The sequence below is a fragment of the Streptomyces sp. MS19 genome (assembly GCF_047200595.1).
In the GTDB taxonomy this organism is placed as follows: domain Bacteria; phylum Actinomycetota; class Actinomycetes; order Streptomycetales; family Streptomycetaceae; genus Streptomyces.
This window is the reverse complement of record NZ_JBJZOH010000027.1, coordinates 14,078-39,769: the sequence shown is the minus strand read 5'-3', so window position 1 is coordinate 39,769 and position 25,692 is coordinate 14,078. Positions and strand designations below refer to the sequence as shown.

Genomic DNA, 25,692 nt, shown 5'->3' with positions numbered 1-25,692 from the left:
AATGCTGAACTGCCCACCGTAGGCATCCGGTTGGCGCCGGGACAGGGCGCGGGGAAGCACAGCGACGGAGCACAACGGGCCGGCGGTCGGCTGCGCCTCCCGTCGCACGGAACCGCTCAGATCAGGCTTTCCGCCAGGTGATGCGCTGTTCGTCCGGGGTGATCGTGATCTCGAACTTGTCCAGAGTCGGTGCCCCGTCCGCACGCCAGAGGAAGACGTGCGTCTCGATGTCGTCCCAGATCCGAGCGGGGCCGCCCTGGCGGACAGTCCATCGCCCGCCTGTCTCGGTCAACGCGGCCCATGATCCTTCGTCCACATCGATCAGCACATGTTCCGTCCGACCGTCCCGGTCGAGGCTGATCCGCTGTGCGCCGGGAGCTGCGATCTGAGCGACGAACCGCGTGTCCCAGTCGTTGATCACCTCAGCCCCGAGGGCCGCCACGCGTTCCTCTCCCTCACTCATGTCGGGCAGCAGTCCGAGCGGCGGCGGCGCCTGGGGCCGGGCGAGCATGAAGGAGATCCGCCCACCGAGGAACGGCCCCGAGGCCGTTCCGTCCTCGCCGACGGTGAGCCGCGCAAGCTCGGAGGCGTACATCCACCCGCCGAGGGTGGCAACGATGATGCCTCCGGGCCGTGTCTGCCTGATCCAGTCGTGCGGGATCGAGACGAGCCCGCACGTGGCGATCACCCTGTCGTACGGGGCGCCTTCCCCATGGCCGGCCAAGCCGTCACCCACGATGAGGTCGGGGTGGAAGCCGACCCGCGCCAGAGCCGTTCCCGCTCGACCGGATACGCCGGGGTCGATCTCGATCGATGTGATCAGCTCGTCCCCCAGGCGGTGACAGCCGAGTGCCGTCGAGTAGCCCGTGCCCGTGCCGACTTCGAGCACCCGATCGCCGTCCTCCACCTGGAGGTCTTCCCACATGCGGACCACCAGGCCCGGCAGGGTGCTTGAGGACGTGGGGGCGCGCATGATCCGACCTCGCAGGTCACCGGGCACAATGGTCCCGGCGATCTGGGTGACCAGGGATACGTCCTCGTAGCAGCGCGCCATCCACTGGGGATCGTCGGACATGACCGGGGTCCAGGCGGTCGGCCCGTCCCCGTCGATCCGCTCGAAGAACCCGCCGCGCAGAAACTCGTGCCGGGGCACGGCCTCGACGGCCTCGCGCCAGGGCTTCGTCCGCAGAGACCCGCCTTCGTCCAGCGTCCGTGCGAGCTGGAGTCTCCACTCCTGCTCCTTGTCGCTCATACCGATTTCCTCTCCAGCAGGTCAGCCATGGCCGCGGTCATGGGCAGACCCGTCTCCGGCTCCAGCCACGCCCACTGGCCGGATGAGTTGCACTCCAGGAACCACCATCGCCCAACGGCGTCGACGGCGAAGTCGAATGCGCCGAAGACCAGCCCGAAATGTTCGAGGTAGGCCCGGATCGGTTTCTCGACGCCCTCCGGAACCTCGACCACCGAGTACGTGAGCTTTGAGTAATCGGTGCGCCAGTCCAGGAGGCCCGAGTCGATACGAACGGCGAAGATCCGCTCTCCCATGACCGTCAGGCGGACATCCGCCACCTTGTCCACGACGTGCTGGAAGAGGTGCGCCGTGCCCGAGACCGATGCATCGATCTCGTCCGCCGCGACCCTCTCGATCCTGACTGTCGAAGACACGCCATCGACCCGGTACAGGGGCGTCGAGAGAGGCTTGTAGACGACCGACCGGTACCGGCGGACGAACTCGCGTGCCTCGATCGGCTCCGAAGTGATCAGCGTCGCCGGAACGTGGAAGCCGCTCGCCACGGCAGCCGCCAGGCCGGAGGGCTTGAACTCGGCGTCTCCGATCCGGTGAGGGTGATTCACGTACAGGCAGTCCGGCAGCGAGGCGAGGACCCCGCCGAGCCCATAACGGGCCTGTGTGATTGCGAACCGCGCAGTCTGCTCGTCCAGGTGCGGGAAGGTGAAGCCCGAGGGCCGGCGGTAGTACATCGACCTGACACGGGCAAGGTCCGCGGTGCGGGTCGGAGTCGTCAGCGACCCGCGCACACCGTGCGGAGTGATGTGCGCTGCGAACGACAGGGTGGTGGGGAAGTCCCCGGAGTCGAACCGTACGACCGGGACGCCCCGGTCGTACAGCTCGTCAACCACCAGGTCGGTCGTGGGGTCGTCCAGGTTGGTGACGACCAGGACCGGTCCGAGATCTGTCACTGGTCGGAGTCGTTACCCGTGTCCTGGTCCCCGCCGCCGTCCCCGCCACCGCTCTGTCCGTCCGACGGGTTGCCCGTGTTCGTGGCCGGGTTGGTGCCTGTGCTGGTGCCATGGCCGGGCATCATCAGGGGCTGGCCGCCCTCGTCGAAGTAACGGCCCGTCTGCGTCGCGGGGTCGAGTTCGACCGTTGCGTATCCACGAGACTGCGCGGGGTACGGAGCCATACGACGCAGACCCCATGGCACCGGTGTGGCGATGCCGTTGGGGAGCGGAGTCCCCTGGGGCATCCGGTCCGAGTGGGCGAACATCAATACCTCCGGAATGTGGGAGATCTTCCTTGAATCGGTCATCGCCAACGGGCCACGTCCGTGGGGGATGAGCACGCGCCCCGTGGCACCGGCCCTGTCCCGCATGTTCCCAACCCGACGGTCCCGATCGTCGAACCGAACGTCATCGTGGATCTTCATCTGATCCGGCATACAGGTCGTCGGCTGCTTGTTCGGGGGGAAGAACACTGGGATCAGCTACTCCACGGTGGGGATGCGGCCTGTGCACGACGGCCCACCTCGCGGGCGAGCGCGCTGTCGGAGATGCCGGCCTGCCCACCGTAGGCACCGGGTTGGCGTCGGGGCAGGGCGCAGGGAAGCACAGCGACGGAGCACAGCGGACCGGGGCGTGAAGGGAGGGCGGGTCTGCGCCGACCTCCTGAGGCAGGGCGCCCGAGGCCTGACCGAAGGCATACCGCACTGAGCCCCGCGCCGCCGTTGATCCGCCCCCGCCGTTGGAGCCGACGGGCATGGCAGGGTGCTCTCGGCGTCGGCCTGGATGGCGCCGGGGACGACAGTGTTCACACAGATGCCGTGGGGACCAAGTTCCCTGGCCAGGGACCGGGAGAAGCCGATGAGCCCGGCCTTGGCGGTGCTGTATGCGGTCGGTCCGGGGCGCCCGGCGCGGGCGTTGATGCTGGAGACGTTGATGATGCGCCCCCACTGTCGGCGGACCATCCCCGAGGTGACAGCGTGGCTGACGCGGTAGTGGATGGTCAGGTTGACGTCGAGAGCGCTCGCCCAGGCACGTATGCGGACGACGCGTCGCTCACGACTCGGGGAGCTTCCCTTGCACGGTGATCACCCGCATCCACGTCTCCAGGGTGGCGACGAACTCGTCGAGGTCCGCAGTGGCGTGGGAGGCCCGCTCGTGCTCCCAGCCGGGATCGAGGACGGCGATGCGGAAACCGTGGCGCCCGTACCAGCCGGCGTCTATGGTGATCTCCCGAGCCCGCAGGCCGCCCTCCTCGGCCACCTCCTCCGCGGTCAGCCACGGCGGTGGTGCGGTACGCGCCCAGTACAGGTCCTCGGAGTCGGTGATCCTGACCCTTCCATCCGGCAGGCGTCGAACCCACAGCTGGTTATAGATGACATTCCAACCGGCCGGAACACGCAACGGGACCAGGCCCCCGTCCTCCGAAGCTGTCATGACCAACGGGGAATTGGCCGGAAGTCGGAAGATCGGGTCCATGCGTCCGCAGCGTAGTGCGAGGGGGACTCGACGCGTCAGCGGAGGCCGGCTTGCCCCCGCCCGCATCAGCGCTGATGCGGCACTCATCCACGAGCCGGCCGCCCTCATGCCGGCTTCTGGCATTCTCCTCGCTGCGGCTGTTCCCGTTGTCGGACGGCGGGGGTGTGCAGGTCGTGGAGTACGTCGGCCAGGACGGTGGCGGCGTTGTCGAGTGTCTCCTGGTCGAATGTCGCGGTGCTGTCGGTCCATGGCTGGGCGTTGACGAGTGCCCGGAGTGTGTCGGGGCGGCAGTGGTCGATGAGGCCGGCGGCGGGGAAGACCGTGCCGGATGTGCCGATGGCCATCCACACGTCGGCATGCCGTGCGGCGTCGATCGAGGCCCGCATCTTCTTGGCGGGGAGGCGTTCGCCGAACAGGACGACGTCGAGGCGGGCGAGGCGTCCGCCCGGAGAGTCAGTGAGCGGACGCCCGTGAGTCCTCGGGGTTCGATCGTGGATGTGCTGTGACAGAACGGTCATTGATCCCCTGAGGGCCGCGTCCCTACCGTGTCTCCATCGCACGACGCCTACGGGGCATGGGGGTTCGGCCGTGGCACGTCCTTCTGATTGGTCTCCGGTGGGGATGGATTCTGATCCGGCGCCGGGTGATCCGGAGGAGGTGCGGCTGCTGGCGGATGAGTTGCAGGCGTTCTCCGATGATGTGGCGGAGGCGTTGGGGAAGGTCCGGGGGTTGGCGTCGGATCGTGCGGTGCAGGACTGGGCGGGGTTGTCGGCGGAGGCGTTCCGGTCCGAGTTCGATGGTGTGCCGGGGAATCTGACGAAGTTGCGGGATTCCTACGACTTGTGTGCGCGGGCGTTGCAGGGGTATTGGCCGAAGTTGCAGGCGGCGCAGGGGCAGGCCGACCGGGCCCTGGACCGTGCGATTGCTGCGCAGGCTGATCTGGCGTCGGCGCAGGGCGCGTTGGGGGATGCGCAGGGGTGGGTGTCGCGGGCTGGTGAGGAGGCGGAGCGGCTTCAGCGGGAGGGGGAACGGGCGGGCGCGCCGCCGGATGAGACGGAGGTGCGTGCGGCGACGCGGGATCGGCGGGCGGCGGATCAGGCCCGGGAGTCCGCGCAGGCGCGGGTGGATACGGCGCAGGACTCTCTGGATGCGGCGCGGGAGCTGGCGCGGCAGGCCAGGGAAATGCGTGAGGAGGCTGCCCGGGAGGCGGCGCGTGACATCGATGAAGCCTCGGATGCGGGGATTCAGAACCGCAAGTGGTGGGAGAAGGCGGTTCATTGGGTCACGGAGAACTGGGACACGATAGTTGATGTGTGCAAGGTGATCGTCGCCGTCCTCGGGGTGGTGGTGATGATCATCGGGGGGCCGCTGGCGTGGGTGGTGTTGGCGGCGGCGCTGGTCGTGCTGGCGGACACGCTGGTCAAGTACGCCAACGGGGAAGCGTCGTTGTGGGACGTCGCGTTCGCGGCGTTGGACTGTGTTCCGGGGCTGAAAGGGCTCACCACACTGGGTGGGCTCGCCCGAGGGCTGAGAGGTGGGCTCGCCGCCGCCCGCACCGGCCTGCGCGGCATGGCCCAGGGCGTCCGTGGCCTCGCCACCCGTGGCCGCGCCATGCTCTCCCACGGCGCCCAGGCCCTCCAGTCCCGCTTCCGCAGCATCCTCCGCACCACCGGCAGCGACCCCGTGGACATGGCCACCGGCCGCATGTTCCTGCCGCAGACGGACCTCACCCTGCCGGGCACGCTGCCGTTCGCGTTCACCCGGCGCGTGGACTCGGGCTACCGGGCCGGGCGCTGGTTCGGCCCGACGTGGTCGTCCACCGTGGACGAGCGGCTCGAAACGGACCGCGAGGGCGTCGTGTTCCTCGCCGAGGACGGCATGCTCCTCGCCTACCCCCACCCCCCGTCCTCCGGCGCCCCCGTCCTCCCCGAGGTCGGCCCCCGGCGCCCGCTGGCCCGTACGCCGGACGGCGGCTTCACGCTCACCGACCCCGCCACCGGCCTCGTCCGCCACTTCCCCGCCCCCGACCGCACGGGCACCGCGCCCCTGGCCCGCCTGTCCGACCGCAACGGCAACCACATCCGGATGGAGTACGACGCCGAGGGCGCACCCACCGACGTCATCCACTCCGGCGGCTACCACCTCGCGCTCAGCACCGACCAGGGCCGCGTCACCGCCCTCGACCTGCTCCACCCCGACGGCACCCGCACCGCCGTACGCCGCTACCACTACACGGACGGCGACCTCACCGAAGTCCACGGCCCTACCGGCCGCCTGCTGAGCCTGGCCTACGACCACCGCCTGCGCGTCACCTCCTGGACGGACTCCAACGGCCGCCGCTACGACTACGCGTACGACGCCCGCGACCGCTGCGTCTCCGAGGGCGGCGAGGCCGGGCACATCGCGGTCACCCTGGAGTACGACGGCACCGACCCCGCCTGGCCGGGCCACCGCGTCACGACGCTGACGACCGCCGCCGGCGACGTCACCCGCTTCGTCGTCAACGACGCGTACCAAGTCGTCGCCGAGACCGACCCGTTGGGCCACACCACCCGCACCCGCTACGACGCCCACCACCACGTCACGGCCTGGACGGACGCCCTCGGCCGCACCACCCGCGTCACCCTCGACCCCGCCGGGCGGCCCGTCGAGGTGACGTACCCGGACGGCGCCGTGTCCCGCTCGGTGTGGGACGGGGCGACGCGGACCGCGACGGCCGCGCTGCCCGGCGGGAGCTGGCTGCGGGAGTTCGACGAACGGGGCAACTGCATCGCCGTCACCGACCCTTCGGGCGCCACCACCCGCTACGCGTACGACGCGCGCGGCGCCCTCGCCGCCGTCACCGACCCGCTCGGCGCGACGACCCGCCTGCGCTGCGACGCGGCCGGGCTGCCCGTCCTGATCACCGACCCGCTGGGGCACAGCACGACACGGCGGTACGACGCGTTCGGCCGGGTCGCCGAATACGCGGACGCGCTGGGCGCCACGGTCGCCGTGCGGTGGACGGCGGACGGGCACCCCGCAGCCCGGCGCGGCCCGGACGGCGCGACGGAGGCCTGGGAGTACGACGGCGAGGGCAACTGCGTCCGCCACACCGCGCCCGACGGCGGCGTGACCACCTTCGAGTACGGCCACTTCGACCTCCTCACGGCGCGCACCGACCCGGACGGCGCGCGCCACACGTTCACGCACGACGCGTCGCTGCGCCTCACCTCCGTCACCGGACCGCGGGGCCGCGCCTGGGAGTACACGTACGACGCGGCCGGACGGCTCGCGGCGGAACGGGACTTCGACGGCCGCACGACCACCTACCGCCGCGACGCCGCCGACCGCCTCGTGGCGCGCACCAACGCGGCGGGGCAGACCGTCACGTTCGCCTACGACGAGTTGGGCCGCCTCACCGGGAAGACCCTCGACGGCGTGGCCTACGCGTTCGAGCACTTCCGCGGGGGCGGCATGGCGCGGGTGACGGGCCCCGGGCTGACGATGGCGTGGGAGCGGGACGCGCTCGGCCGCGTCCGTTCGGAGACGGTCAACGGGCGGACGCTGTCGTTCGGTCACGACGCCGCCGGGCGCCGCGTGTCCCGCCGCACGCCGTCCGGGGTGGTCAGCTCGTACGACTGGGACGCCGCCGGGCGGCGGGTGCGGCTCAACGCGGCCGGGCACACCGTGACGTTCGGCCACGACCCGGTGGGCCGCGAGACCGGCCGCCGCGTGGACGGCGCCCTGTCCCTGGCCCGCGCCTGGGACCCGGCGGGGCGGCCGACGGACCTGGCGGTCACGTCCGGCGGCGGTGACGCGCTCCAGCGCCACGGCTGGACGTACGGCCCCGGCGGCGGCCTGGCCGGGCTGCGGGACGTGCTGCGCGGCGACACGCGCCTCACCCACGACGCGGCGGGGCGCGTCACCGACGTGCACGGCCGCGACAGCGTCGAGTCGTACGCGTACGACCCCGCCGGGAACCAGACGCACGCCTCCTGGTCGGGCCACCGCCCCGGCGTCGAGTCGCAGGGCGACCGCACCTACCGGGGCACGGGCCTGCGGCGCGCGGGCGCGGTGCACTACGAGTACGACAAGGCGGGCCGCATCACGCTGCGGCGCAGGACGCGGCTGTCGCGCAAGCCCGACGTGTGGCGGTACGCGTGGGACGCGGAGGACCGGCTCGTCGCGCTGACGACGCCGGACGGGACGGTGTGGCGCTACCTGTACGACCCGTTCGGCCGCCGGACGGCGAAGCAGCGGCTGGCGGCGGACGGGGTGACGGTCGCCGAGGAGACCGCGTTCACCTGGGACGGGACGACGCTGGTCGAGCAGACGACGAGCGGGCCCGGCATGGCGCGGCCCGTCAGCCTGACGTGGGAGCACGACGGTCTCGCGCCGGTCACGCAGACGGAACGCCGTACGGACGCGGGGGCGGACACCGACGACGACACGGACGCGCGGTTCTTCGCGATCGTCTCCGACCTGGTGGGCACGCCCACCGAACTGGTCGACGAGGACGGGCGGATCGCGTGGAGCGGGCACCGCACGCTGTGGGGCCTCACCGCCTGGCCGGCGGGCAGCTCCGCGCACACACCGCTCCGGTTCCCCGGCCAGTACCACGACCCGGAGAGCGGACTCCACTACAACTACCACCGCTATTACGACCCGGAGACCGCCCGCTATCTCTCCCAGGACCCCCTGGGACTCGACCCGGCGCCCAATCCCCACACCTATGTGCGGAATCCGCTGGAGCAGACCGATCCGCTCGGTCTCGGCCCGTATGTGATTCTGTACCATGGCTCGATGAACTGGCAGGGCACGGAATTCGCGCTCGATCTCTCGCAGACGGCGAAACGTCCCGGCACACCGGAGGCGGGCGTCTACATGACGGACGACTTCACGCGCGCGGCCACGGGTTACGGCCGTGGCGGGCACGTCGTCCGTATCCAGGTACCGGAGGATTTCGCCGCGTCCGTCCGGCAGCTGGGCGGGCCGAACGGGAACCAGCCGGAATTCTTCGTCAACACGCCCGAGGGCCTTGCGGTCGTCAACGAGGGAATCACCGAGATCCTGCCGACCATGGAAGCCATCGGACGGAATTTCGCCGGTAATTTCTGACCGGCCGCCCAGGAAAAGAAAGCAGAGAACGCGCGATCATGACGGACGCCCTCCCGCCCGTTTCCGAGACCACCCTCGGCCACGACATCTTCGGTCCCCTGTGGGCGGCCGTGGACGTCGGCAGCGTGCGCGCCGCCGGGCGTCCGGTGACGACGGTCTCGCCCGCCGCGTTCGCCGAGGCGCGCGGGGACGTGCTGGCGCGCGTGCTCGAACTCGTGCGCCGGATCGGGCGGTTCCAGCCGGGGACGATGGCGATCTTCCACGAGGCGGGCTGGCCCGGGGCGCGGAACGCCGACGAGGCGGGCCTCTACCTGCTGCTGCACGCCGGGGCGATCGAGGACTATCCGCCGGACATGGCCGACCCGGCCGTGGTGGACCGCATGCTGGGGATGGGCGGCGATCTCGTGCTGACGGCGTTCCTGCACGCGCTGGTCGGGGCCGCCGGGGTACGGGGCGGCGGGCTCGCGGAGAACGTGCCGCTGGTCGCCGAGGCGGTGCGCCTGGTGGCCGGGCTGCTGGGGCGGGACGGGGACGCGGCGCTGCGCGACACGTTCCGCATGTGGCGCGTCGCGCACCTGCCGGGCATCCTGCGGCCCGACGCGCCGACCCCGGCCGCCGCCAAGGCGACCTGCCGGGCGTACGCGCACGCGCTGGGCGACGCCATCGGCGTATGAGCCGCGCCACGACCGGGGTTCGCCGCCGCGAAGGACTCCGTCCGGTCCGATCCGCTGTTTCCTGTTGCGAGAAACGGCCTGTCCCCCGCGTGTCCGCTCTGGTAGACAGCACGGTGACGGGGAGGTCGGGGGGCGCGTTGCCCCTTGACTCGCCCAGGACTTCGCATCCGTGACCCTTTGTGCGCACACCGCCGTCCCGGGCTCGCCTGCCCTCCCCGCGCCCACTGCCACCAGGAGGAACGACCAGATGAGAACGCTCACCCGTCTCGCGGGCACCGTCGGTGCCGCGGCCCTGATCGCCGGCGGCGTCGCCGCCTCACCGGCCCAGGCGCGGGACGCCGAGGTCTGTATGTACAACTGGCACAGCCAGGTCGACATCATCGTCGCCGTCGGCTGCTTCCAGCACTACGGCGACAAGATCACGGTCAAGGACAGCTGGGCGGACGGCTACCGCGCCGTGGTCAAGTGGGAGACGGACTACGGCCGCGAGGGCTCGTGCCACAACGCCCTGGGCGAGGGCTGGACGGTGACCTGCGACTACGACTTCGCGGAGAACAAGCACCTCCACTTCAAGACGTGCATCCAGAAGGGCGCCGAGGGCCGGGAGCAGGACTGCACCCCGTGGACGGGCTGGATTCTCACCTGACCCGCGCCTGACCCGCGTCCGCCACGCCCCGCCGGGTGTGGCGGGCGGTGGCGCGCCCTGGGCCCGTTACCATACGGTCGGGTACGGTCCGGTCCGGTCGTGACGGCGGGGGGATGCGGCGATGGAGTACAAGGGCTTCACCGAGGAGGACGTGCGGGCGGCCGTGACGGCGGACGGCGGGCCCGACGCCTGGAAGACGGGGCCCGCGTTCCTGCGCGAGATCGACCCGGACGAGATGAGCGACACCGCCGTGGTCTACGCGCGGGCCGGGGCCGAGTCGGTCAACTCCTGCCAGCTCGCGACGCGTTCGGAGGAGCTGAGCGAGAAATCGGGCGCGGCGGACGGCGTTCCGTTCACCGACGCCGAGGAACGCCTCGCCGAGACCGCGCGCGGGCTCCAGGGCAAGGGCGCGGACGGCATGTACGAGGTCGTGGACACGCTGCGCCTCGCCATGGCGGACGCCATGGACACCAGGACCACCGTCGCGGACCGGCTGAGTGCGCCGGACGGCCTGCACGCGACGGTGCGGCGGCACATCGCCGCCGCCGAGACCGCCTGGGAGTTCGCCATCTGCCAGGTGGACATGCCCGACGACGCCGCCGAGACCATCAGGGAACGGCACCTCCAGGCCGCCGAGCGCGACGCGCGCGTGATCGCCGGTGACATCGCCGACACCATCGACGGCTACCGCACCCGCCTGGTCGGCCGCGCCGGCGAACTCGCCGCCCAGGGCTACGACGTGACGGACGGCGCCCTCGACCTGTGGCTCGCGCCGGGCAACGCCGCGTTCCTCGCGCAGGGCGTACGGCTCGAACTGGAGAAAGCGAAGGACAACCCCGAGGACATCGACTGGGACTTCGCGCTGCGCAACCTGGAACCGTTCCTCGCCGTCATCGACCGGGGCAGGGGCGGGGACCTGACGCTCGACGAGTACCGCTACCTCGACGCGTTCTTCGAGCACGCCGGCGGCGGCGACGCGTACGTCAACCTCGGCCGCCTCCTCCAGGAGCGCGACGACCTGGACCTGTCCGCCGACGACAACGACCGCCTGAGCGGCATCGCGGGCGCCTTCGCGGACGGCATGGTCACCGCCTACGGCCACGACACCGTCCGCATGCCCGACTCGATGGCCCACCTGTTCAAGGTCTACCAGTGGCGCGAAAGCGGCTCCGCCTGGCACGACTTCGAGAAGTTCGGCGAGGTCATGGGCTACGCCTCGGCGACCCCGACGCGGCGGATGGTGGAGGACCTGGTGTCCACGGCCATCGTCGGCATCCGCTCGCAGCACGGCAACACCGGCAGCGACGGCGTCCTGCACGCCGCGCTCCAGAACCTGCCCGTCGCGGCCGAGGAGATCGGGCGGTACGACAACTACTGGGCGGACAAGCGCCTGGAGGCGGCACGGTGACGGCCCGCGGTGGCGTGGTGGCGGCGGTCCGGGGACCGGTCGTGCGGGCGCGCGTACTCGACGAGGCGTCCTGAGGTTCCGGAACCGGGCACGCTGGAGAAGTCGCCGGAAATCTTCCCTCGCTGCGCGGACCTGATCACGAACGACCGGTGGCGGGGAAACATGGCGAGCACCGAGATGGTCCTGCGGGCCGTCGATCCCGGCGACGGCCGCGACGCGCCCGACCCGCGGGAGGTCATCGGGCGCCAGGTGTATTGATCACGAGCGTTGTTGACACGGGCCTGGTCTTGCACATGGCGAAGACCTCCGGTGCCCTGCGACGCACGGCGTCCGACGACGCGGGCTGATCCGCCAGGATGCGAACGACACGGCCTACCACTGGCCCGGCCAGCGCTGGGCGCACTCCCTCGGCGCCTTCATCCCCGGCACGCGCCGCATCCGCCTCGGCCCGCCCGCCTGACCAGGCGGAGAAGGGCACCACGGCGGCCGGGGTACGCTGGAAGGGTTGCTCGGCGAGGGAAGGACCCCTGTGGTTCGGCCGTAATCGACGCGCGCTCCTCGTAGCAGGTCCGTTTCCGGGCCGGGTGACCCGACGACCCCCTGGGCCCGCGACCGGCGGTCCCCGTCACGAGGAGTGCACACATGGCTGACGTGAAGATCAGCGCCGAGACCCGTTCCGAGTTCGGCAAGGGCGCGTCCCGCCGCATCCGTTCCGCGGGCAAGGTCCCCGCCGTCATCTACGGCCACGGCACCGAGCCGGTCCACGTGACCCTCCCGGGCCACGAGCTGATGCTCGCCCTGAAGACCCCGAACGTCCTGATCACCCTGGACATCGAGGGCCGCCAGGAGCTGGTGATCCCCAAGGCCGTGCAGCGCGAGGCGATCCGCGGCTTCCTCGTCCACCTCGATCTCCTGATCGTCAAGCGCGGCGAGAAGGTCACCGTGGAGGTGCCGGTCCTGACCGAGGGCGAGCTGGCGCCGGGCGGCGGCCTGCTGGAGCACGTGCTGAACGCGCTGCCGGTCGAGGCCGAGGCCACCCACCTCCCCGAGTCCGTGACCGTCTCGATCGAGGGCCTGGAGCCGGGCGCGTCCATCCTGGCGAAGGACGTCAAGCTCCCCAGGGGCACCACGCTCGCCGTGGACGGCGAGGACGTCGTCATCCAGGTCCTCCAGCCGCAGGGCGAGGAGCCGGCCGCCGAGGCCGAGGGTGCCGAGGGCGCCGAGGCCGCGGAGGAGGAGGCCGGCGGGGAGCAGGCCGAGGAGACCGCCAACGCCTGACGCGCTCCGCCCCCACGGGGCGCCGCACGCACCACGACGGGCCGCCGGTTCACCCGGCGGCCCGTCGCCGTTCCCCCGGCTGACAGAATGCGGGGTGTGAACGACGAACCCTGGCTCATCGCCGGGCTCGGCAACCCCGGGCCGCAGTACGCCGCCAACCGGCACAACGTCGGCTTCATGGTCGCCGATCTGCTCGCCGAGCGGATCGGGGGCTCGTTCAAGGCGCACAAGTCGCGCGCGAGCGTGCTGGAGGGGCGCCTCGGCGCACCCGGCACGGACGCGCCGCGCGTCGTGCTGGCGAAGCCGCAGACGTTCATGAACCTCTCCGGCGGCCCCGTGACGGCGCTGAGCGCGTTCTACCGCGTGCCGCCCGAGCGGCTCGTCGTCGTGCACGACGAACTGGACATCGACTACGGCGTGCTGCGGCTGAAGCGCGGCGGCGGCGACAACGGGCACAACGGCCTGAAGTCCGTCACCGGTTCCCTGGGCAAGGACTACTACCGCGTGCGCTTCGGCGTCGGCCGCCCGCCCGGCCGGATGGACGTCGCTGCCTTCGTCCTCAAGGACTTCTCCACCGCCGAGCGCAAGGAACTCGACTACTTCGTGGACCGTGCCGCCGACGCCGTGGAGGCGCTGATCACCCAGGGCCTCGAACGGGCCCAGGGCGCGTACAACGGCTGACAGCCCGTCGGGGGTTGACCGCGCGTACAGCCGTGGCCAAGGATGCCCGTCATGGCTGAAACGCGCCGCAGCTCCGCCCGCCGGGCCGGTGAGAGCGCCTTCGGCGCGCTGCTGCTGACCCGCAACGTGCTCCTGCTCCTCGTCGCGGCCCTGCTGGTCGCCGGCGGCGTCCGGGAGTCGTGGGACCTGGTGCCGCACGCCATGTTCCCCGGCGACCGGGAGCAGGGCGACCTGCTGCTGACCGCCTGCGACCGCGAGGTGTGCAGCGGCCTGTTCGCGCCGGACGGCAGGACCGTCGTCCTGGAGCAGGCCATCGGGCGTGAGCCGGGCGAGACGCTGCCGGTCGCGCTCAAGCCGGAGGGCGACGTGGCCGTGCGGACGGGCGCGGCCGGTGCCCTGGTCGCCTGGCTGCCGCTGACCGGCGCCCTGCTGCTCGCCGCCGTCGTCATCGGCGGCGGCCTGCGCCGGCAGCGGACGGCGTGGTCGCTCGCCGCCGTGTCGCTGACGGCGCTCGGCGTCACGTTCGCGCTGGCGATGTGACCACGGGCGCCCCCCTGTCGGCCGGGCGTGGGCGGCGGATCACCATCACCATCACGGTGGCCAGCGCGCACAGCACCCCCGCCGACGTCCACGCGAGGTCGTAGGACCCGGTGGTGTCCCGGATCGCCCCGGCCGCGTACGCGACGACCGCCGCGCCGATCTGGTGCGACGCCAGCACCCAGCCGAAGACCACACCGCCGTCCGCGCCGAAGTGCTCCCGGCACAGCGCGATCGTGGGCGGGACGGTCGCCACCCAGTCCAGGCCGTAGAAGACGATGAAGAACAGCATCGGCGGGTGCACGCTGTCGCTCAGCAGCACCGGCAGGAACAGCAGCGAGACGCCGCGCAGCCCGTAGTAGACGGCCAGGAGGCGCCGCGAGTCGTACCGGTCGGTGAGCCAGCCGGAGAACACCGTGCCCACCAGGTCGAAGACCCCGACGACGGCCAGCAGCGAGGCGGCGACCGTGACCTCCATGCCGTGGTCGTGCGCGCCGGGCACGAAGTGGGTGCCGATCAGCCCGTTCGTGGACGCGCCACAGATGGCGAACGTGCCGGCGAGCAGCCAGAAGACGCCGCTGCGGGACGCGGTGGCCAGGGCGCGCAGCGTACGGCGGGCGGCGCCCGGCGGCGGCGCGGGCGCGGGCGCGTGCTCCGGCCCCGCACCGTACGGCAGCACGCCGAGGTCCTCGGGTCGGTCCCGCATCCGCCACAGCACGAGCGGCACGACCGCCAGCACCGCCAGCGAGACGGTGAGCGCGGCGGCCTCCCAGCCGGGCCCCTCGGCGAGCAGGCCGACGACGGGCAGGAAGACCAGGTTGCCCGCCGCGCCGCCCGCCGTGAGGATGCCGGTGACCAGGCCCCGCCGCGCGACGAACCAGCGGTTCGCGACGGTCCCCGCGAACGCCAGCGCCATCGAGCCCGAGCCGAGCCCGACCAGCACGCCCCAGCACAGGACCAGCTGCCACTGGCTGGTCATGAAGACGGTCAGGCCGCTGCCCGCCGAGATGAGGACGAGCGCGCCGCACACGACGGAGCGGATGCCGTACCGCTCCATCAGGGCGGTGGCGAACGGCGCGGTGAGGCCGTAGAGCACCAGGTTCACGGACACGGCGAACGAGATGCTGCCGCGCGACCAGCCGAACTCGCGGTATAGCTTTGGGGCACACAGTACGGTGAGCAGGAACAAGGGGGGCAGGACAGGTGGACGTCACCATCTACGTACGACTCAGCCTCGATCAGCACGGCGACGAGTTGGGCGTACAGCGGCAGGAGGACGAGTGCCGAGCGTACGCCGCAGCTCGTGACTGGACCGTACGAGAGGTAATCGCAGACAACGACATCAGCGCCACCTCGGGCAAGGTACGGCCAGGGTTCGAGCGGCTGTTGGCGTCCAAGCCGGACGCGATCCTCTGTTGGCACACTGACCGGCTCGTGCGCAAGACGGAAGACCTGCTGCGAGTGATCGCGCTCGGGATCAACGTCCACGCCATCCACGCCGGACACCTTGACCTCTCAACTCCGGCCGGTCGAGCCACGGCCAAGACGGTTACGGCGTGGGCGGAGTACGAGGGCGAGCAGAAGGCGCTGCGGCAGAAGGCTTCGAACCTTCAGGCGGCGAAGAACGGCACGCCGCACAAGACGGGCTTGCGGCCGTTCGGATACGCCGACGACTACGTAACCGTGGTCGAGGCGGAGGCAGAAGCGATCCGCAAGGGCGCGGAGATGATTCTTCAGGGCGAGACCCTGGCGGCTGTCGCTCGCTTCTGGACCGACCTCGGTCTACTCGCTCCCCGCTCGTCGTCCGGCACGGCGAAGGGCGAGGCGAAGGGGTGGGGTGTGGGCGGAGTGAAGAAGGTACTCATCTCCCCTCGGTACATCGCACAGGCCACCTACCACGGCGAAGTGGTAGGCGCGGGCCAGTGGCCCACGATCCTGGACGAGGTCACTCACTACGCCCTCGTGTCGGCACTGACGAACCCCAAGCGCTTCACGGGTGGTGCACGTACCGGCTCTGCCCCTCAGACCCTGCTCGCCGGACTGGCTACCTGTGAGCGATGCGGGGAGGCCGTGCGCGGCGGCATGTACCGAGGGACCCCGGTCTACCGCTGCGGACAGAAGCACGTACGCGTACCCCGAGAGCTGGCCGACAAGCGAGCCGGTAACGCCGTCCTGGCGCGGATCGTCTTCCCCGACTTCCTGCCCTGGGTTCTCGCCGCTCGGCAGGAGGAGGGAGACGACTCGGCCCACTTTCACCAGGAAGCTCAGACCCTGCGGGAGCGGCTCGATGGGTTGGCCGTGGCCTACGCCTCGGGGTCCATCACCCTGTCGCAGATGACGGCCGGTACCGAGGCAATCCGGGCCAGGCTCGACGAGATCGACGAGAAGCTGTCGGGTGTCACTGGCCTGCCCCCGATCGACCCCGTGTCCGGCATCGCTGGCCTGATTCAGGACTGGCCGAACACTCCACTCCCCGTCCGTCGGGCGTGGGTCAAGTTCGTCACCACGATCACGATGCATCCGAACGGATTCAAGAAGGCGGCGAAGATGACCGTGGACGACTACATGACCGTGGAGTGGAACCACACCGCTGACGACGAATCCGACGCGTAGCCTGCCCCGCTCGATTCGGCCCCGCTCTCACCGGAGGGCGGGGCTTTGTCGTCCGGGCGGGCAGGCGAGGAAGGCCCTGCCCATGGAGGCTGTAGCCAGCACACGCCGTACGTGTAGGAGCATGGTCACTGACCTGCGGAGACGGTCGGCGAACCTCTCGAAGGTGTCGACGTACGTCTGTATGTCCCTGGGGTCCCGTGTCGTGATCTCCGAGTGGAACGTCTCGACAATCACAAGCCGGTCATCGTGGATGCTGAAACACGTCATTACGACGTGCGCACCTGCGCCGTCACCCCCGGCGAGGTCGCCACCGACGCCGACTTCACCGTCAACGTCCCGCACGGCCCCGAGACGCTCGCCGAGGCGGACACCGTGATCGTCCCCGCCGCGCACGACGCCGACGAGCAGTACGGCCCCGGCGCCCTCCCCGCCCCGCTCGCCGCCGCCCTGGCCCGCGTCCGGCCAGGCACGCGCATCGCCTCCATCTGCACCGGCGCGTACGTCCTCGCCGCCGCCGGACTGCTCGACGGGCTGCGCGCCACGACGCACTGGAGCGCGTGCGCCCACTTCGCCGCGCTCCACCCGGCCGTCCACGTCCAGCCCGACATCCTCTACACCGAGAACACCGGCCCCACCGGCCAGGTCCTCACCTCCGCCGGGGTCGCCTCCGGCATCGACCTGTGCCTGCACCTCGTGCGCACCGACTTCGGCGCCCCGGCGGCCAACGCGGTCGCGCGCCGCACCGTCGTCCCCCCGCACCGCGAGGGCGGCCAGGCCCAGTACACCGAACCGCCCGTCCCCGCCCCCCGCGCGGACGCGACCGGCAAGGCGCGCGCGTGGGCCCTCGACCGGCTCGACCGGCCGCTGACGCTGCGCGACCTGGCGGGGCGGGAGGGGACGAGCGTCCGGACGTTCACCCGCAGGTTCCGCGAGGAGACCGGGGTGTCGCCGCAGCGCTGGCTGACCCTGCGGCGCGTGGACCGGGCGCGGCGCCTGCTGGAGGAGACCGACCTGCCCGTGGAGCGCGTCGCGGAACGGGCGGGCTTCGGCACGGCCGCGTCGCTGCGGCAGCACATGGGCGCCGTCCTCGGCGTCTCCCCCAGCGCCTACCGCCGCACGTTCCGCGGCCTGACCGGCTGACCGGCCGACCGGCCGACCGCGCCGCCGGAGTGCGCGATCCCCCGGCCCGTGGTGTCCTGGGAACGTGTCGTCTACGTCGCTCTCCTACGCCGTCCACACCGCGGGCGGGCCCGGCCTGAACAAGGCGTCGGTGCTGGTCATGGGCGACCGCGAAGCCCTCCTGGTGGACGGCCAGTTCACCGTCGCCGAACAGCACCGCGTCGTGGCGGCCGTGCTGGACAGCGGCAAGCGGCTCACCACCGTCTTCGTCAGCGCCCCCGACCCCGACTGCTACTTCGGCCTCGAAGTGGTCGCGGCCGCCTTCCCCGACGCGCGGATCGTCGCCATGCCCGGCACGGTCGAACGCATCGCCGCCAGCTGGGCCGAGAAGCGCGAGACCTGGCGCAACCTCGGCCCCAACCTGGCCACCGACATCATCGTCCCCGAGGCCATGACCGGCACGACCCTCGACCTGGAGGGCAGGACGTTCGAGGTGCGCGGCGGCGACCCGGCCGACCCGGCGCTCGCGGCCCGCACCCAGTACCTCTGGCAGCCGGAGGACCGGGCGCTGCTCGGCGGCGTCCTGCTCTTCGCCGGACTGCACGTCTGGACCGCCGACACCCGCTCCCCGGAGGAACGCGCCGACTGGGACCGCACCCTCGCCGAGGCCCAGGGCCTCCAGCCCGGCTACGTCGTCCCCGGCCACCGCGCGCCCGACACCGCCACCGACGCGTCCGCCATCGCGTTCACCCGCGCGTACCTCGCCGCGTTCGACGAGGAACTGGCCAGGACGGACGGCGCCGCCCCGCTGGCGGACGCGATGCGGCGCCGTTTCCCCGGCCTGGACGGCATGCTGAACCTCGACCTCGGGGCCAAGGTCGCCACCGGCGAGATGAGCTGGCGCTGACCCCGGCCCCCGCCGCCGCCCCCGGGCTCAGCCGGTGTTGCGCAGCCCGGCCGCCACACCGTTGACGGTCAGCAGCAGCGCACGCGCGAGCAGCTGGTCCGGCTCCTCGCCCCGCGCCGCCGCCTCGCGCTGCCGGTGCAGCAGCGTGACCTGGAGGTACGAGATCGGGTCGAGGTAGGCGTCGCGGGTGTGCAGGGTGCGCTGGAGCGCCGGGTCGGAGTCCAGCAGGTCCTGCTCGCCGGTGATGCGCAGGACCTCGGCGACGGTGCGCTCGTGCTCGGCCCTGATGTCGTCGAAGATGTGCCGCAGCTCCTGCGGGACGAGCGTCTCGACGTAGTGCCGGGCGATGCGCAGGTCCGTCTTGGCCAGGGTCATCTCGACGTTGGACAGGAAGTTCCGGAAGAAGTGCCACTCGGCGTACGCCTCGGTGAGCACGTCCTCCAGCCCCGCCTCCCGCGCCGCCGCGAGGCCCGTGCCGACGCCGAACCAGCCGGGCACGATCTGCCGCGACTGCGTCCAGCCGAACACCCAGGGGATCGCCCGCAGCCCGTCGAGCCCCGCGCCGGTGTCGGGGCGGCGCGAGGGGCGCGACCCGAGGTGCAGCTCGGCGAGCTGGTCCACCGGCGTGGAGGCGAAGAAGTACGCGGGCAGGTCCGGGTCCTCGACCAGCCGCCGGTACGCGCCGTGCGCCGCCTCCGAGACGGTGTCCATCGCGGCGTCCCAGCGCGTCAGGTCCTCCACGGCCTGGCGCGGCGCCGTGTGCAGCGCGGACGCCTGGAGGGTGGCGCCGACGGTGAGTTCGAGGTTCTCCCTGGCCAGGGCAGGGACGAGGTACTTGTCCGAGATGACCTCGCCCTGCTCGGTCACCTTGATCTCGCCCTCCAGCGTCCCCCACGGCTGGGCGAGGATCGCGTCGTGCGTCGGGCCGCCGCCACGGCCGACCGTGCCGCCGCGGCCGTGGAACAGCCGCAGCCGCACGCCGTGCCGGTGCGCGACGTCGCGCAGCCGCCGCTGCGCCCGGTGGATCTCCCACTGCGAGGTCGTGATGCCGCCGAACTTGGACGAGTCCGAGTAGCCGAGCATCACCTCCTGCACGTCGTCGCGGAGCGAGACGAGCCGCCGGTAGGAGGGGTCCGACAGCATCGCGTCGAGCAGTTCGTCGGCGATCTTCAGCTCGTCGGTCGTCTCCAGCAGCGGCACGATGCCGATCCGCGCCCAGCCCGCGTGCAGGTCCACGAGACCCGCCTCGCGCGCCAGCACGGCGGCGGCGAACACGTCGTCCGCGCCCTGGCACATGGAGATGATGTACGACTCGACGATCTCCGGGCCGAAGGTGTCCAGCGCCCTGCGGACCGTCTCGAAGACACCGAGGGTCTTGGCGCCCGCGGCGTCCAGCGGCGCGGGCGTCGGCGCCAGCGGGCGGCGGGAGCGCAGCTCGCGGGCCAGCAGCTTCGTGCGGTACTCGCGCGGCATGTCCGCGTACCGCCAGGACTCCTCGCCCAGGCGGTCGAAGAGCTGCCCCAGCGCGTGGTGGTGCGCGTCGGCGTGCTCGCGCACGTCCATGGTCGCGAGCTGGAGGCCGAACGCCGCCAGCGTCCGCATCACGCGCTCGACCCGGCCGTCCGCGATCAGCCCGCCCCGGTGCTCGCGCAGCGACCGCTGGACGACGGCGAGGTCGGCGAGCAGTTCGCCGGTGCCCAGGTAGTCGCGGCCCTCGGCGTGCGGGGTGCCCTCGGCGAGGCGGGTCCTGGTGTTCTGGAGCTTCTGCCGGATGCAGGTGACCTTGAGCCGGTAGGGCTCCTCCGCGTTCAGCCGCTTGTAGCGCGGCGTGATCTCCGGCAGGCGCTCCAGGTCGGCGGCGAGGGAGTCCAGCAGCTCCTGGCTCGCGCCGGAGTTGCGGATCGAGTTGGACAGGGCGCTGCGCAGCTGGTCGATGTGGTGCAGCGCGCCGTTGATGCCGTGCTCGTGCTGGAGGAGGAGGACGTCCCAGGTGACGGTCGGCGTCACGTTCGGGTTGCCGTCGCGGTCGCCGCCGATCCAGGTGCCGAAGGTCAGCGGCCTGCTGCCCGACGGCAGGGGGGCGCCGGCGCGCTCCAGCTCGATCGTGAGGTCCTCCAGCACGTCGCCGACGGCGTCGGCCTGGAGTTCGTCCAGGTAGTAGACGGCGTTGCGCGCCTCGTCGGCGGGCTCGGGGCGGACGACACGCAGCTCGTCCGTCTGCCAGATGAGGTCGATGTACTCGGCGAGCCGCAGGTCGGTCGAACGCGCCTCGGCGGCGGGGCGGTCGAGCAGTTCGGCGATCTTGCGGAGCTTGGTGAGGACGGAGCGGCGCGCCGCCTCGGTCGGGTGCGCGGTGAAGACGGGGCGTACGCCGAGGTTGGCGACCGTCTGCCGCAGGTGCGCCGGGTCGGCGTCCTTCAGCATGTCGGCGGTGCGTGACAGGACGCTGCCCTCGGCGGCGCGGCGCTCGCTCAGCTCGCGCCCGCGATGCACCTGCTCGGTGACGTTGGCGAGGTGGAAGTACGTCGCGAAGGCGCGGACCAGCTTGGCGGCGGTGGCGAGGTCGGTGTCGCCCAGCAGCGCGGCGGCGGCCTCGCCGTCGGTGCGGGTCAGCAGCCGGACGCGCTCGACCAGGTCGAGCAGCTCGGGACCGTCCTGCCGGACGAGGGTCTCGCCCAGAAGATCGCCCAGACGGCGGATGTCGGCACGCAGCGCGGTACTGCTTTCCGGGGCGCCCTTCGTGTCCGGGATGTCTGACACGCCCAGGGGCTCCGGCGCTCTCTTGCTGTCTGGACTGCTCACGGGTGCGGCTCCTCGCAGCTCGTTCTCTCGGCAGATCGTTGGCACGTGGGCGGACCGCGCTGTCCGGCGGGTCAATCGTAGTCAGCCCCGGTCACACGACCGGAAGGGCGCGGTCGGTTCCGGTCGGAGGCCGTGTGGCGCCGTCGCGTACTGCAATACTTACGACACCGTAGGTTACGGTCGCCCGCCGGACCGGCGGCCCGCAGCGGCCGCCCCGCCCCGCGCGGCGCTCCCCCACAGACATCCCCCACCAGTTCCCCGGCCCACCCCCCGATTCCCGACGGATTCGCGCATCCCCCGAATTCCCCCGCCGGACACCCTCCGGCAACGCTCCACCCGAGGACGTTCATGAGCTCTTCCCCTGATCTGGCGCCGCCTTCCGCCACCCCCGACCCGCAGCACGAGCCCGACGGCCCGCCGTCCGCCACCCTCGGCGGCGAGCAGCGCAGCTCGGCCGAGCAGATCGCGCTGCTGCTGTTCATCGTCGTCCCCTTCGTCGCCCTGGTGGCGGCGGTGCCCCTGGCCTGGGGCTGGGGGGTGAGCTGGGTGGACCTGGCGCTGATGACGGTCTTCTACTTCATCGGCTGCCACGGCATCACGATCGGGTTCCACCGCTACTTCACGCACGGCGCGTTCAAGGCCAGGCGGCCGATGCGGATCGCGCTGGCCATCGCCGGGTCGCTCGCGGTGGAGGGGCCCCTCGTCCGGTGGGTCGCCGACCACCGCAAGCACCACAAGCACTCGGACGCCGAGGGCGACCCGCACTCCCCCTGGCGCTACGGCGAGACGCTGCCCGCGCTGCTGAAGGGCCTGTGGTGGGCCCACATGGCGTGGATGTTCGACACCGAGCACACGAACCAGCAGAAGTACGCGCCCGACCTGATCAAGGACCGGGACATCCGGCGGATCTCGCGGCAGTTCGTGCTGTGGACGGTGGTGTCCCTGCTCACACCGGCGGCGCTCGGCGCGCTGATCACCTGGTCATGGCAGGGCGCGGTGACCGCGTTCTTCTGGGCCTCGCTGGTCCGGATCGCGCTGCTGCACCACGTCACCTGGTCGATCAACTCGATCTGCCACGCGGTCGGCAAGCGCCCGTTCAGGTCGCGCGACCGCTCGGGGAACGTGTGGTGGCTCGCCGTCCTGTCGTGCGGCGAGTCCTGGCACAACCTGCACCACGCCGACCCGACGTGCGCGCGGCACGGCGTGGACCGCCGGCAGCTGGACTCCAGCGCGCGGCTGATCAGCTGGTTCGAGAAGGCGGGCTGGGTGTACGACGTCCGCTGGCCGAAGCAGGCACGTATCGACGCCAAGCGGAGCAATCCGGACAGCAATGGTGCGGAAGCGGAACAAAACCGCAAGGAAACGCCTGCGGCCCACGCGGCATGATGGAGAGCGTGGCGACCGACAACAGCATCAAGAACGACGGCAACGACCGGCCCGCCCGCCCCACGAGGCGGGCCCGTCGGCGCATGACCGGCACGGAACGCCGTGAACAGCTGCTGGACATCGGGCGCACGCTCTTCGCCGAGCGCGGCTTCGACGGCACGTCGGTGGAGGAGATCGCGGCGAAGGCCGGGGTCTCCAAGCCCGTGGTGTACGAGCACTTCGGCGGCAAGGAAGGGCTGTACGCGGTCGTCGTGGACCGCGAGATGAGCCGGCTGCTGGAGATGGTGACCAGCGCCCTCACCGCCGGGCACCCGCGCGAGATGCTGGAACAGGCGGCGTTCGCCCTGCTCGACTACATCGAGCAGTCGACGGACGGCTTCCACATCCTGGTGCGCGACTCCCCGGTGGCCCAGGCGACCGGCACGTTCGCGTCCCTCATCGGGGACATCGCCACCCGGGTCGAGGACATCCTCGGCCGCGAGTTCAAGAACCGCGGCTTCGACGCGAAGCTGGCGCCGATGTACGCGCAGGCGCTGGTCGGCATGGTCGCGCTGACCGGGCAGTGGTGGCTGAACGTGCGCCGCCCGAAGAAGGGCGAGGTCGCCGCGCACCTGGTCAACCTGGCGTGGCACGGCCTCCAGGGCCTGGAGCACGACCCGAAGCTCGTCGGCAGGCGCCGCAGCTGAGCCCCGGGCGCGAGACGGCACGTCAACGCGGAGCGGCCCCCTCCCCGGGGTGAAGTGGGGAGGGGGCCGCCGCTTGCGGAGCACCGGTCAGAAGGCCGAAGAAGCCGGGTCCGCCGGTCCTCAGTGGCGCGAGACGCCGTTCTCCGACAGGACCGACAGGTCCGACAGGAGGTGCGACAGCGGAGCGTCGCCCTGGACCTGGGTGGAGTTGTCGGAGCAGTTCTGGAACGCCTTGTTGTTGAGGAGGTCCTGAACGCCGACGTTGACCAGCGCCACCAGGCTCTGGGCCTCGACCTGCGGCACGGCGATGCAGGGCTTGTTCAGCGAGCCGTTGACCAGGGAGATGTTCGGGCTCATGTAGCCACCGGTGGTGGTGTTGCCGTACGCCTGGCCGGCGCCGTTGCCGTTGACCGTCTGCGGCCCGTTGGCGTCGCCGCCGATGGCCATGGCCGGGGTGGCAACGGCACCGGCCACGCCGAGGGCGGAGGCCGCGACGGCAACCGTGGCAAGCGTCTTCTTGATCACTGGCTTGTCCTTCCGAATGACGGGGTGCCCTGTTCTTGGAGCGACCTGAACAACGCGTACGGAGGGATTCGGTTGCCGCCGTTCACCCGTTCCGACCAATCCGGGGCCTCTCGCGGCGGCTCGTTGACCTGCCGTCCCGCCCCGGTGACGGCGTCACGCCCGCCGGGCGACCGCGAAGATCCGGCGGAACGGGAAGACCGTGCCGTGCGGCCCGGCCGGGTAGGCGGCGCGCAGGGCGTCGCGGTATCCGGCGAGGAACGCGTCACGCTCGGCGCGGTCGTCGTCCAGCGCGGTGAGGACCGGGCGCAGCCCCGTGCCCTTCACCCAGTCGAGGACCGGGTCCTCGCCCGGCAGGACGTGGAGGTACGTCGTCTCCCACGCGTCGACGTCACAGCCGAGCGCGGCCAGGGCGTCGAAGTAGGCGGCGGCGGAGTGCGTCGCGTCCGGGTGGCGCAGGACGCCGCCGAGGCGGTCGCGCCAGCGGGGGGACGCGCACAGCTCGCGCAGGAGGACGTGGCTCGGCGCGTCGAAGTTGCCGGGGACCTGGAAGGCGAGGACGCCGTGCGGGGCGAGGGCGGCGGTCCAGTCGGGGAAGCGGTCCACGTGGCCCGGCACCCACTGGAGCGCGGCGTTGGAGACGATCAGGTCGAACGTCCCGTCGGGCCGCCAGGTGGCGAGGTCGGCGTGCGCGAAGTCGAGGGAGCCGCCCCCGGCGAGCGGGCCGGCGTACGCGCGGGCCTCGGCGAGCATGGCGGGCGAGTTGTCGTAGCCGGTGATGCGGGCGGCGGGGAGGTGCTCGGCGATGACGAGGCTGGGCTTGCCGGGGCCGCAGCCGAGGTCGGCGACGCGCGGGCCCGCCCCGGCGGCGGGGCGCAGCGGGGGGACGCGGGCGAGCAGTTCGTACAGCGGGCGGGTCCTGTGGCCGCTGTGGCGCTGGTACTGGGCGGGGCTCCACTCGACGGGGCCGGGGCCGGGCGCGGGGGTTCTGGACGTCATGACGGCATGCTGCACCGCTTATCTCTCGACGTCAAGAAACTTGATGTGATGAGACTTCATGTCGTGAGACTTCATATCGACACAACAACTAGACTGTGCCCATGGAGGACGAGGTTGACCGGCTGGTGGCGGCCTGGCGGCGCGAGCGCCCCGACCTGGACGTGGAACCGCTGGAGGTGCTCAGCCGCGTCAGCAGGCTGGCCAGGCACCTGGACCGCGCGCGGCGTCTCGCGTTCGCCGAGCGCAACCTCGAACCGTGGGAGTTCGACGTGCTCACCGCGCTGCGCCGCGCGGGCAGCCCGTACCAGCTCTCCCCCGGCCAGTTGCTGACGCAGACCCTCGTCACCTCAGGCACCATGACCAACCGCATCGACCGGCTCGCCAAGAAGGGCCTCGTCGAGCGGCTGCCCGACCCCAGCGACCGGCGCGGCGTCCTCGTCCGGCTGACGGAGGCGGGCCAGCGCCAGGCGGACGAGGCGCTCGCCGGGCTGCTGATCCAGGAACGGGCCCTGCTGGGCGACCTGACCGACCGGCAGCGCCGCGAACTCGCCACCCTCCTGCGGGTGCTGACCGCCCCGTTCGACAACATCCCGATCTGACGGCGGCGCGCCGGTCCC

23 protein-coding genes are annotated in these 25,692 nt (G+C 71.8%); 13 read left to right on the top strand and 10 right to left on the bottom strand.

What is annotated here, in order from left to right:
* Positions 1–121: 121 nt before the first annotated feature.
* From tgmC to ACL02R_RS22105, 6 genes are all read right to left on the bottom strand, one after another.
* Positions 122–1,252, bottom strand: coding sequence for an ATP-grasp peptide maturase system methyltransferase (gene tgmC, locus ACL02R_RS22130; RefSeq protein ID WP_412798711.1), 1,131 nt, complete (start codon positions 1,250–1,252; stop codon positions 122–124).
* Entirely contained in the window at positions 1,249–2,199 is a 951-nt protein-coding gene (gene tgmB, locus ACL02R_RS22125; protein WP_412798710.1) for an ATP-grasp ribosomal peptide maturase, read from the bottom strand. Before tgmB ends, tgmC begins: the two co-directional genes overlap by 4 nt.
* Entirely contained in the window at positions 2,196–2,507 is a 312-nt protein-coding gene (gene tgmA / locus ACL02R_RS22120) for a putative ATP-grasp-modified RiPP (RefSeq protein WP_398846553.1), read from the bottom strand. Before tgmA ends, tgmB begins: the two co-directional genes overlap by 4 nt.
* A gap of 216 nt (positions 2,508–2,723) precedes the next feature.
* Positions 2,724–3,278, bottom strand: coding sequence for an SDR family NAD(P)-dependent oxidoreductase (locus ACL02R_RS22115; protein ID WP_412798741.1), 555 nt, complete (start codon positions 3,276–3,278; stop codon positions 2,724–2,726).
* Positions 3,279–3,294: 16 nt separating this feature from the next.
* Positions 3,295–3,717 carry a hypothetical protein gene (locus tag ACL02R_RS22110; RefSeq protein WP_412798709.1) on the bottom strand — a complete coding sequence of 141 codons (423 nt, stop codon included), beginning with the start codon at positions 3,715–3,717 and terminating at the stop codon, positions 3,295–3,297.
* A 104-nt stretch (positions 3,718–3,821) separates the two neighbouring features.
* Positions 3,822–4,235 (bottom strand): Sir2 family NAD-dependent protein deacetylase, encoded by a 414-nt coding sequence (locus ACL02R_RS22105; RefSeq protein ID WP_412798708.1) that lies wholly within the window; start codon positions 4,233–4,235, stop codon positions 3,822–3,824.
* On the opposite strand from ACL02R_RS22105, the gene ACL02R_RS22100 reads away from it, so the two are divergent.
* The 7 genes from ACL02R_RS22100 (at position 4,213) to ACL02R_RS22070 (ending at position 14,044) form a co-directional block, all read left to right on the top strand.
* On the top strand, positions 4,213–8,817 hold the full coding sequence (locus tag ACL02R_RS22100; RefSeq protein ID WP_412798707.1) for a DUF6531 domain-containing protein: 4,605 nt from the start codon (positions 4,213–4,215) through the stop codon (positions 8,815–8,817). The genes ACL02R_RS22105 and ACL02R_RS22100 overlap by 23 nt on opposite strands.
* 38 nt (positions 8,818–8,855) lie before the next feature.
* Positions 8,856–9,491 carry a hypothetical protein gene (locus tag ACL02R_RS22095; RefSeq protein WP_412798706.1) on the top strand — a complete coding sequence of 212 codons (636 nt, stop codon included), beginning with the start codon at positions 8,856–8,858 and terminating at the stop codon, positions 9,489–9,491.
* 247 nt (positions 9,492–9,738) lie between these two features.
* Entirely contained in the window at positions 9,739–10,137 is a 399-nt protein-coding gene (locus ACL02R_RS22090; protein ID WP_412798705.1) for a hypothetical protein, read from the top strand.
* Between the two features lie 121 nt (positions 10,138–10,258).
* A complete protein-coding gene (locus ACL02R_RS22085; RefSeq protein WP_412798704.1) occupies positions 10,259–11,545 on the top strand; it encodes a hypothetical protein in 1,287 nt (428 codons plus the stop codon).
* 642 nt (positions 11,546–12,187) lie between these two features.
* Positions 12,188–12,823, top strand: a complete 636-nt coding sequence (locus tag ACL02R_RS22080) for a 50S ribosomal protein L25/general stress protein Ctc (RefSeq protein WP_412798703.1) — start codon at positions 12,188–12,190, stop codon at positions 12,821–12,823.
* A gap of 96 nt (positions 12,824–12,919) precedes the next feature.
* Positions 12,920–13,504, top strand: coding sequence for an aminoacyl-tRNA hydrolase (gene pth, locus ACL02R_RS22075; RefSeq protein WP_412798702.1), 585 nt, complete (start codon positions 12,920–12,922; stop codon positions 13,502–13,504).
* 51 nt (positions 13,505–13,555) lie between these two features.
* The gene (locus ACL02R_RS22070) at positions 13,556–14,044 is read left to right on the top strand and encodes a hypothetical protein (RefSeq protein ID WP_412798701.1); all 489 of its coding nucleotides are present in this window, start codon (positions 13,556–13,558) and stop codon (positions 14,042–14,044) included.
* Here ACL02R_RS22070 and ACL02R_RS22065 read toward each other — a convergent pair.
* Positions 14,022–15,230 (bottom strand): MFS transporter, encoded by a 1,209-nt coding sequence (locus tag ACL02R_RS22065; protein WP_412798700.1) that lies wholly within the window; start codon positions 15,228–15,230, stop codon positions 14,022–14,024. The genes ACL02R_RS22070 and ACL02R_RS22065 overlap by 23 nt on opposite strands.
* Positions 15,231–15,244: 14 nt before the next feature.
* Here ACL02R_RS22065 and ACL02R_RS22060 point away from each other — a divergent pair, with 14 nt between their 5' ends.
* From ACL02R_RS22060 to ACL02R_RS22050, 3 genes are all read left to right on the top strand, one after another.
* The gene (locus tag ACL02R_RS22060; RefSeq protein ID WP_412798699.1) at positions 15,245–16,654 is read left to right on the top strand and encodes a recombinase family protein; all 1,410 of its coding nucleotides are present in this window, start codon (positions 15,245–15,247) and stop codon (positions 16,652–16,654) included.
* A gap of 246 nt (positions 16,655–16,900) precedes the next feature.
* The gene (locus ACL02R_RS22055) at positions 16,901–17,794 is read left to right on the top strand and encodes a GlxA family transcriptional regulator (protein ID WP_412798698.1); all 894 of its coding nucleotides are present in this window, start codon (positions 16,901–16,903) and stop codon (positions 17,792–17,794) included.
* Positions 17,795–17,858: 64 nt separating this feature from the next.
* Complete coding sequence (locus ACL02R_RS22050; RefSeq protein WP_412798697.1) at positions 17,859–18,680, top strand: MBL fold metallo-hydrolase; 822 nt, start codon at positions 17,859–17,861, stop codon at positions 18,678–18,680.
* A 27-nt stretch (positions 18,681–18,707) separates the two neighbouring features.
* On the opposite strand, the gene ppc is transcribed toward ACL02R_RS22050, so the two are convergent.
* Positions 18,708–21,440, bottom strand: coding sequence for a phosphoenolpyruvate carboxylase (ppc, locus tag ACL02R_RS22045; RefSeq protein WP_412798740.1), 2,733 nt, complete (start codon positions 21,438–21,440; stop codon positions 18,708–18,710).
* 390 nt (positions 21,441–21,830) lie between these two features.
* On the opposite strand from ppc, the gene ACL02R_RS22040 reads away from it, so the two are divergent.
* Together ACL02R_RS22040 and ACL02R_RS22035 are read left to right on the top strand one after the other, a co-directional pair.
* Entirely contained in the window at positions 21,831–22,868 is a 1,038-nt protein-coding gene (locus ACL02R_RS22040; protein WP_412798696.1) for an acyl-CoA desaturase, read from the top strand.
* On the top strand, positions 22,868–23,554 hold the full coding sequence (locus tag ACL02R_RS22035) for a TetR/AcrR family transcriptional regulator (protein WP_412798739.1): 687 nt from the start codon (positions 22,868–22,870) through the stop codon (positions 23,552–23,554). The genes ACL02R_RS22040 and ACL02R_RS22035 overlap by 1 nt, the downstream gene beginning before the upstream one ends.
* Positions 23,555–23,674: 120 nt before the next feature.
* Here the strand turns inward: ACL02R_RS22035 and ACL02R_RS22030 are convergent, their stop codons facing one another.
* Together ACL02R_RS22030 and ACL02R_RS22025 are read right to left on the bottom strand one after the other, a co-directional pair.
* The gene (locus ACL02R_RS22030; protein ID WP_412798695.1) at positions 23,675–24,079 is read right to left on the bottom strand and encodes a rodlin; all 405 of its coding nucleotides are present in this window, start codon (positions 24,077–24,079) and stop codon (positions 23,675–23,677) included.
* A 153-nt stretch (positions 24,080–24,232) separates the two neighbouring features.
* The gene (locus ACL02R_RS22025; RefSeq protein WP_412798694.1) at positions 24,233–25,075 is read right to left on the bottom strand and encodes a trans-aconitate 2-methyltransferase; all 843 of its coding nucleotides are present in this window, start codon (positions 25,073–25,075) and stop codon (positions 24,233–24,235) included.
* Positions 25,076–25,176: 101 nt separating this feature from the next.
* Here ACL02R_RS22025 and ACL02R_RS22020 point away from each other — a divergent pair, with 101 nt between their 5' ends.
* On the top strand, positions 25,177–25,674 hold the full coding sequence (locus tag ACL02R_RS22020) for a MarR family winged helix-turn-helix transcriptional regulator (RefSeq protein ID WP_412798693.1): 498 nt from the start codon (positions 25,177–25,179) through the stop codon (positions 25,672–25,674).
* The last annotated feature ends 18 nt before the right edge of the window (positions 25,675–25,692 follow it).

What these genes read in the sequence shown, in the direction of transcription:
- tgmC (WP_412798711.1), bottom strand. Translation starts at nt 1,252, where the DNA reads ATGAGCGACAAGGAGCAGGAGTGGAGACTCCAGCTCGCACGGACGCTG.
- tgmA (WP_398846553.1), bottom strand. Translation starts at nt 2,507, where the DNA reads ATGTTCGCCCACTCGGACCGGATGCCCCAGGGGACTCCGCTCCCCAAC.
- ACL02R_RS22110 (WP_412798709.1), bottom strand. Translation starts at nt 3,717, where the DNA reads ATGGACCCGATCTTCCGACTTCCGGCCAATTCCCCGTTGGTCATGACA.
- ACL02R_RS22100 (WP_412798707.1), top strand. Translation starts at nt 4,213, where the DNA reads ATGTGCTGTGACAGAACGGTCATTGATCCCCTGAGGGCCGCGTCCCTA.
- ACL02R_RS22105 (WP_412798708.1), bottom strand. Translation starts at nt 4,235, where the DNA reads ATGACCGTTCTGTCACAGCACATCCACGATCGAACCCCGAGGACTCAC.
- ACL02R_RS22095 (WP_412798706.1), top strand. Translation starts at nt 8,856, where the DNA reads ATGACGGACGCCCTCCCGCCCGTTTCCGAGACCACCCTCGGCCACGAC.
- ACL02R_RS22090 (WP_412798705.1), top strand. Translation starts at nt 9,739, where the DNA reads ATGAGAACGCTCACCCGTCTCGCGGGCACCGTCGGTGCCGCGGCCCTG.
- ACL02R_RS22085 (WP_412798704.1), top strand. Translation starts at nt 10,259, where the DNA reads ATGGAGTACAAGGGCTTCACCGAGGAGGACGTGCGGGCGGCCGTGACG.
- ACL02R_RS22080 (WP_412798703.1), top strand. Translation starts at nt 12,188, where the DNA reads ATGGCTGACGTGAAGATCAGCGCCGAGACCCGTTCCGAGTTCGGCAAG.
- ACL02R_RS22070 (WP_412798701.1), top strand. Translation starts at nt 13,556, where the DNA reads ATGGCTGAAACGCGCCGCAGCTCCGCCCGCCGGGCCGGTGAGAGCGCC.
- ACL02R_RS22040 (WP_412798696.1), top strand. Translation starts at nt 21,831, where the DNA reads ATGAGCTCTTCCCCTGATCTGGCGCCGCCTTCCGCCACCCCCGACCCG.
- ACL02R_RS22035 (WP_412798739.1), top strand. Translation starts at nt 22,868, where the DNA reads ATGGAGAGCGTGGCGACCGACAACAGCATCAAGAACGACGGCAACGAC.
- ACL02R_RS22025 (WP_412798694.1), bottom strand. Translation starts at nt 25,075, where the DNA reads ATGACGTCCAGAACCCCCGCGCCCGGCCCCGGCCCCGTCGAGTGGAGC.
- ACL02R_RS22020 (WP_412798693.1), top strand. Translation starts at nt 25,177, where the DNA reads ATGGAGGACGAGGTTGACCGGCTGGTGGCGGCCTGGCGGCGCGAGCGC.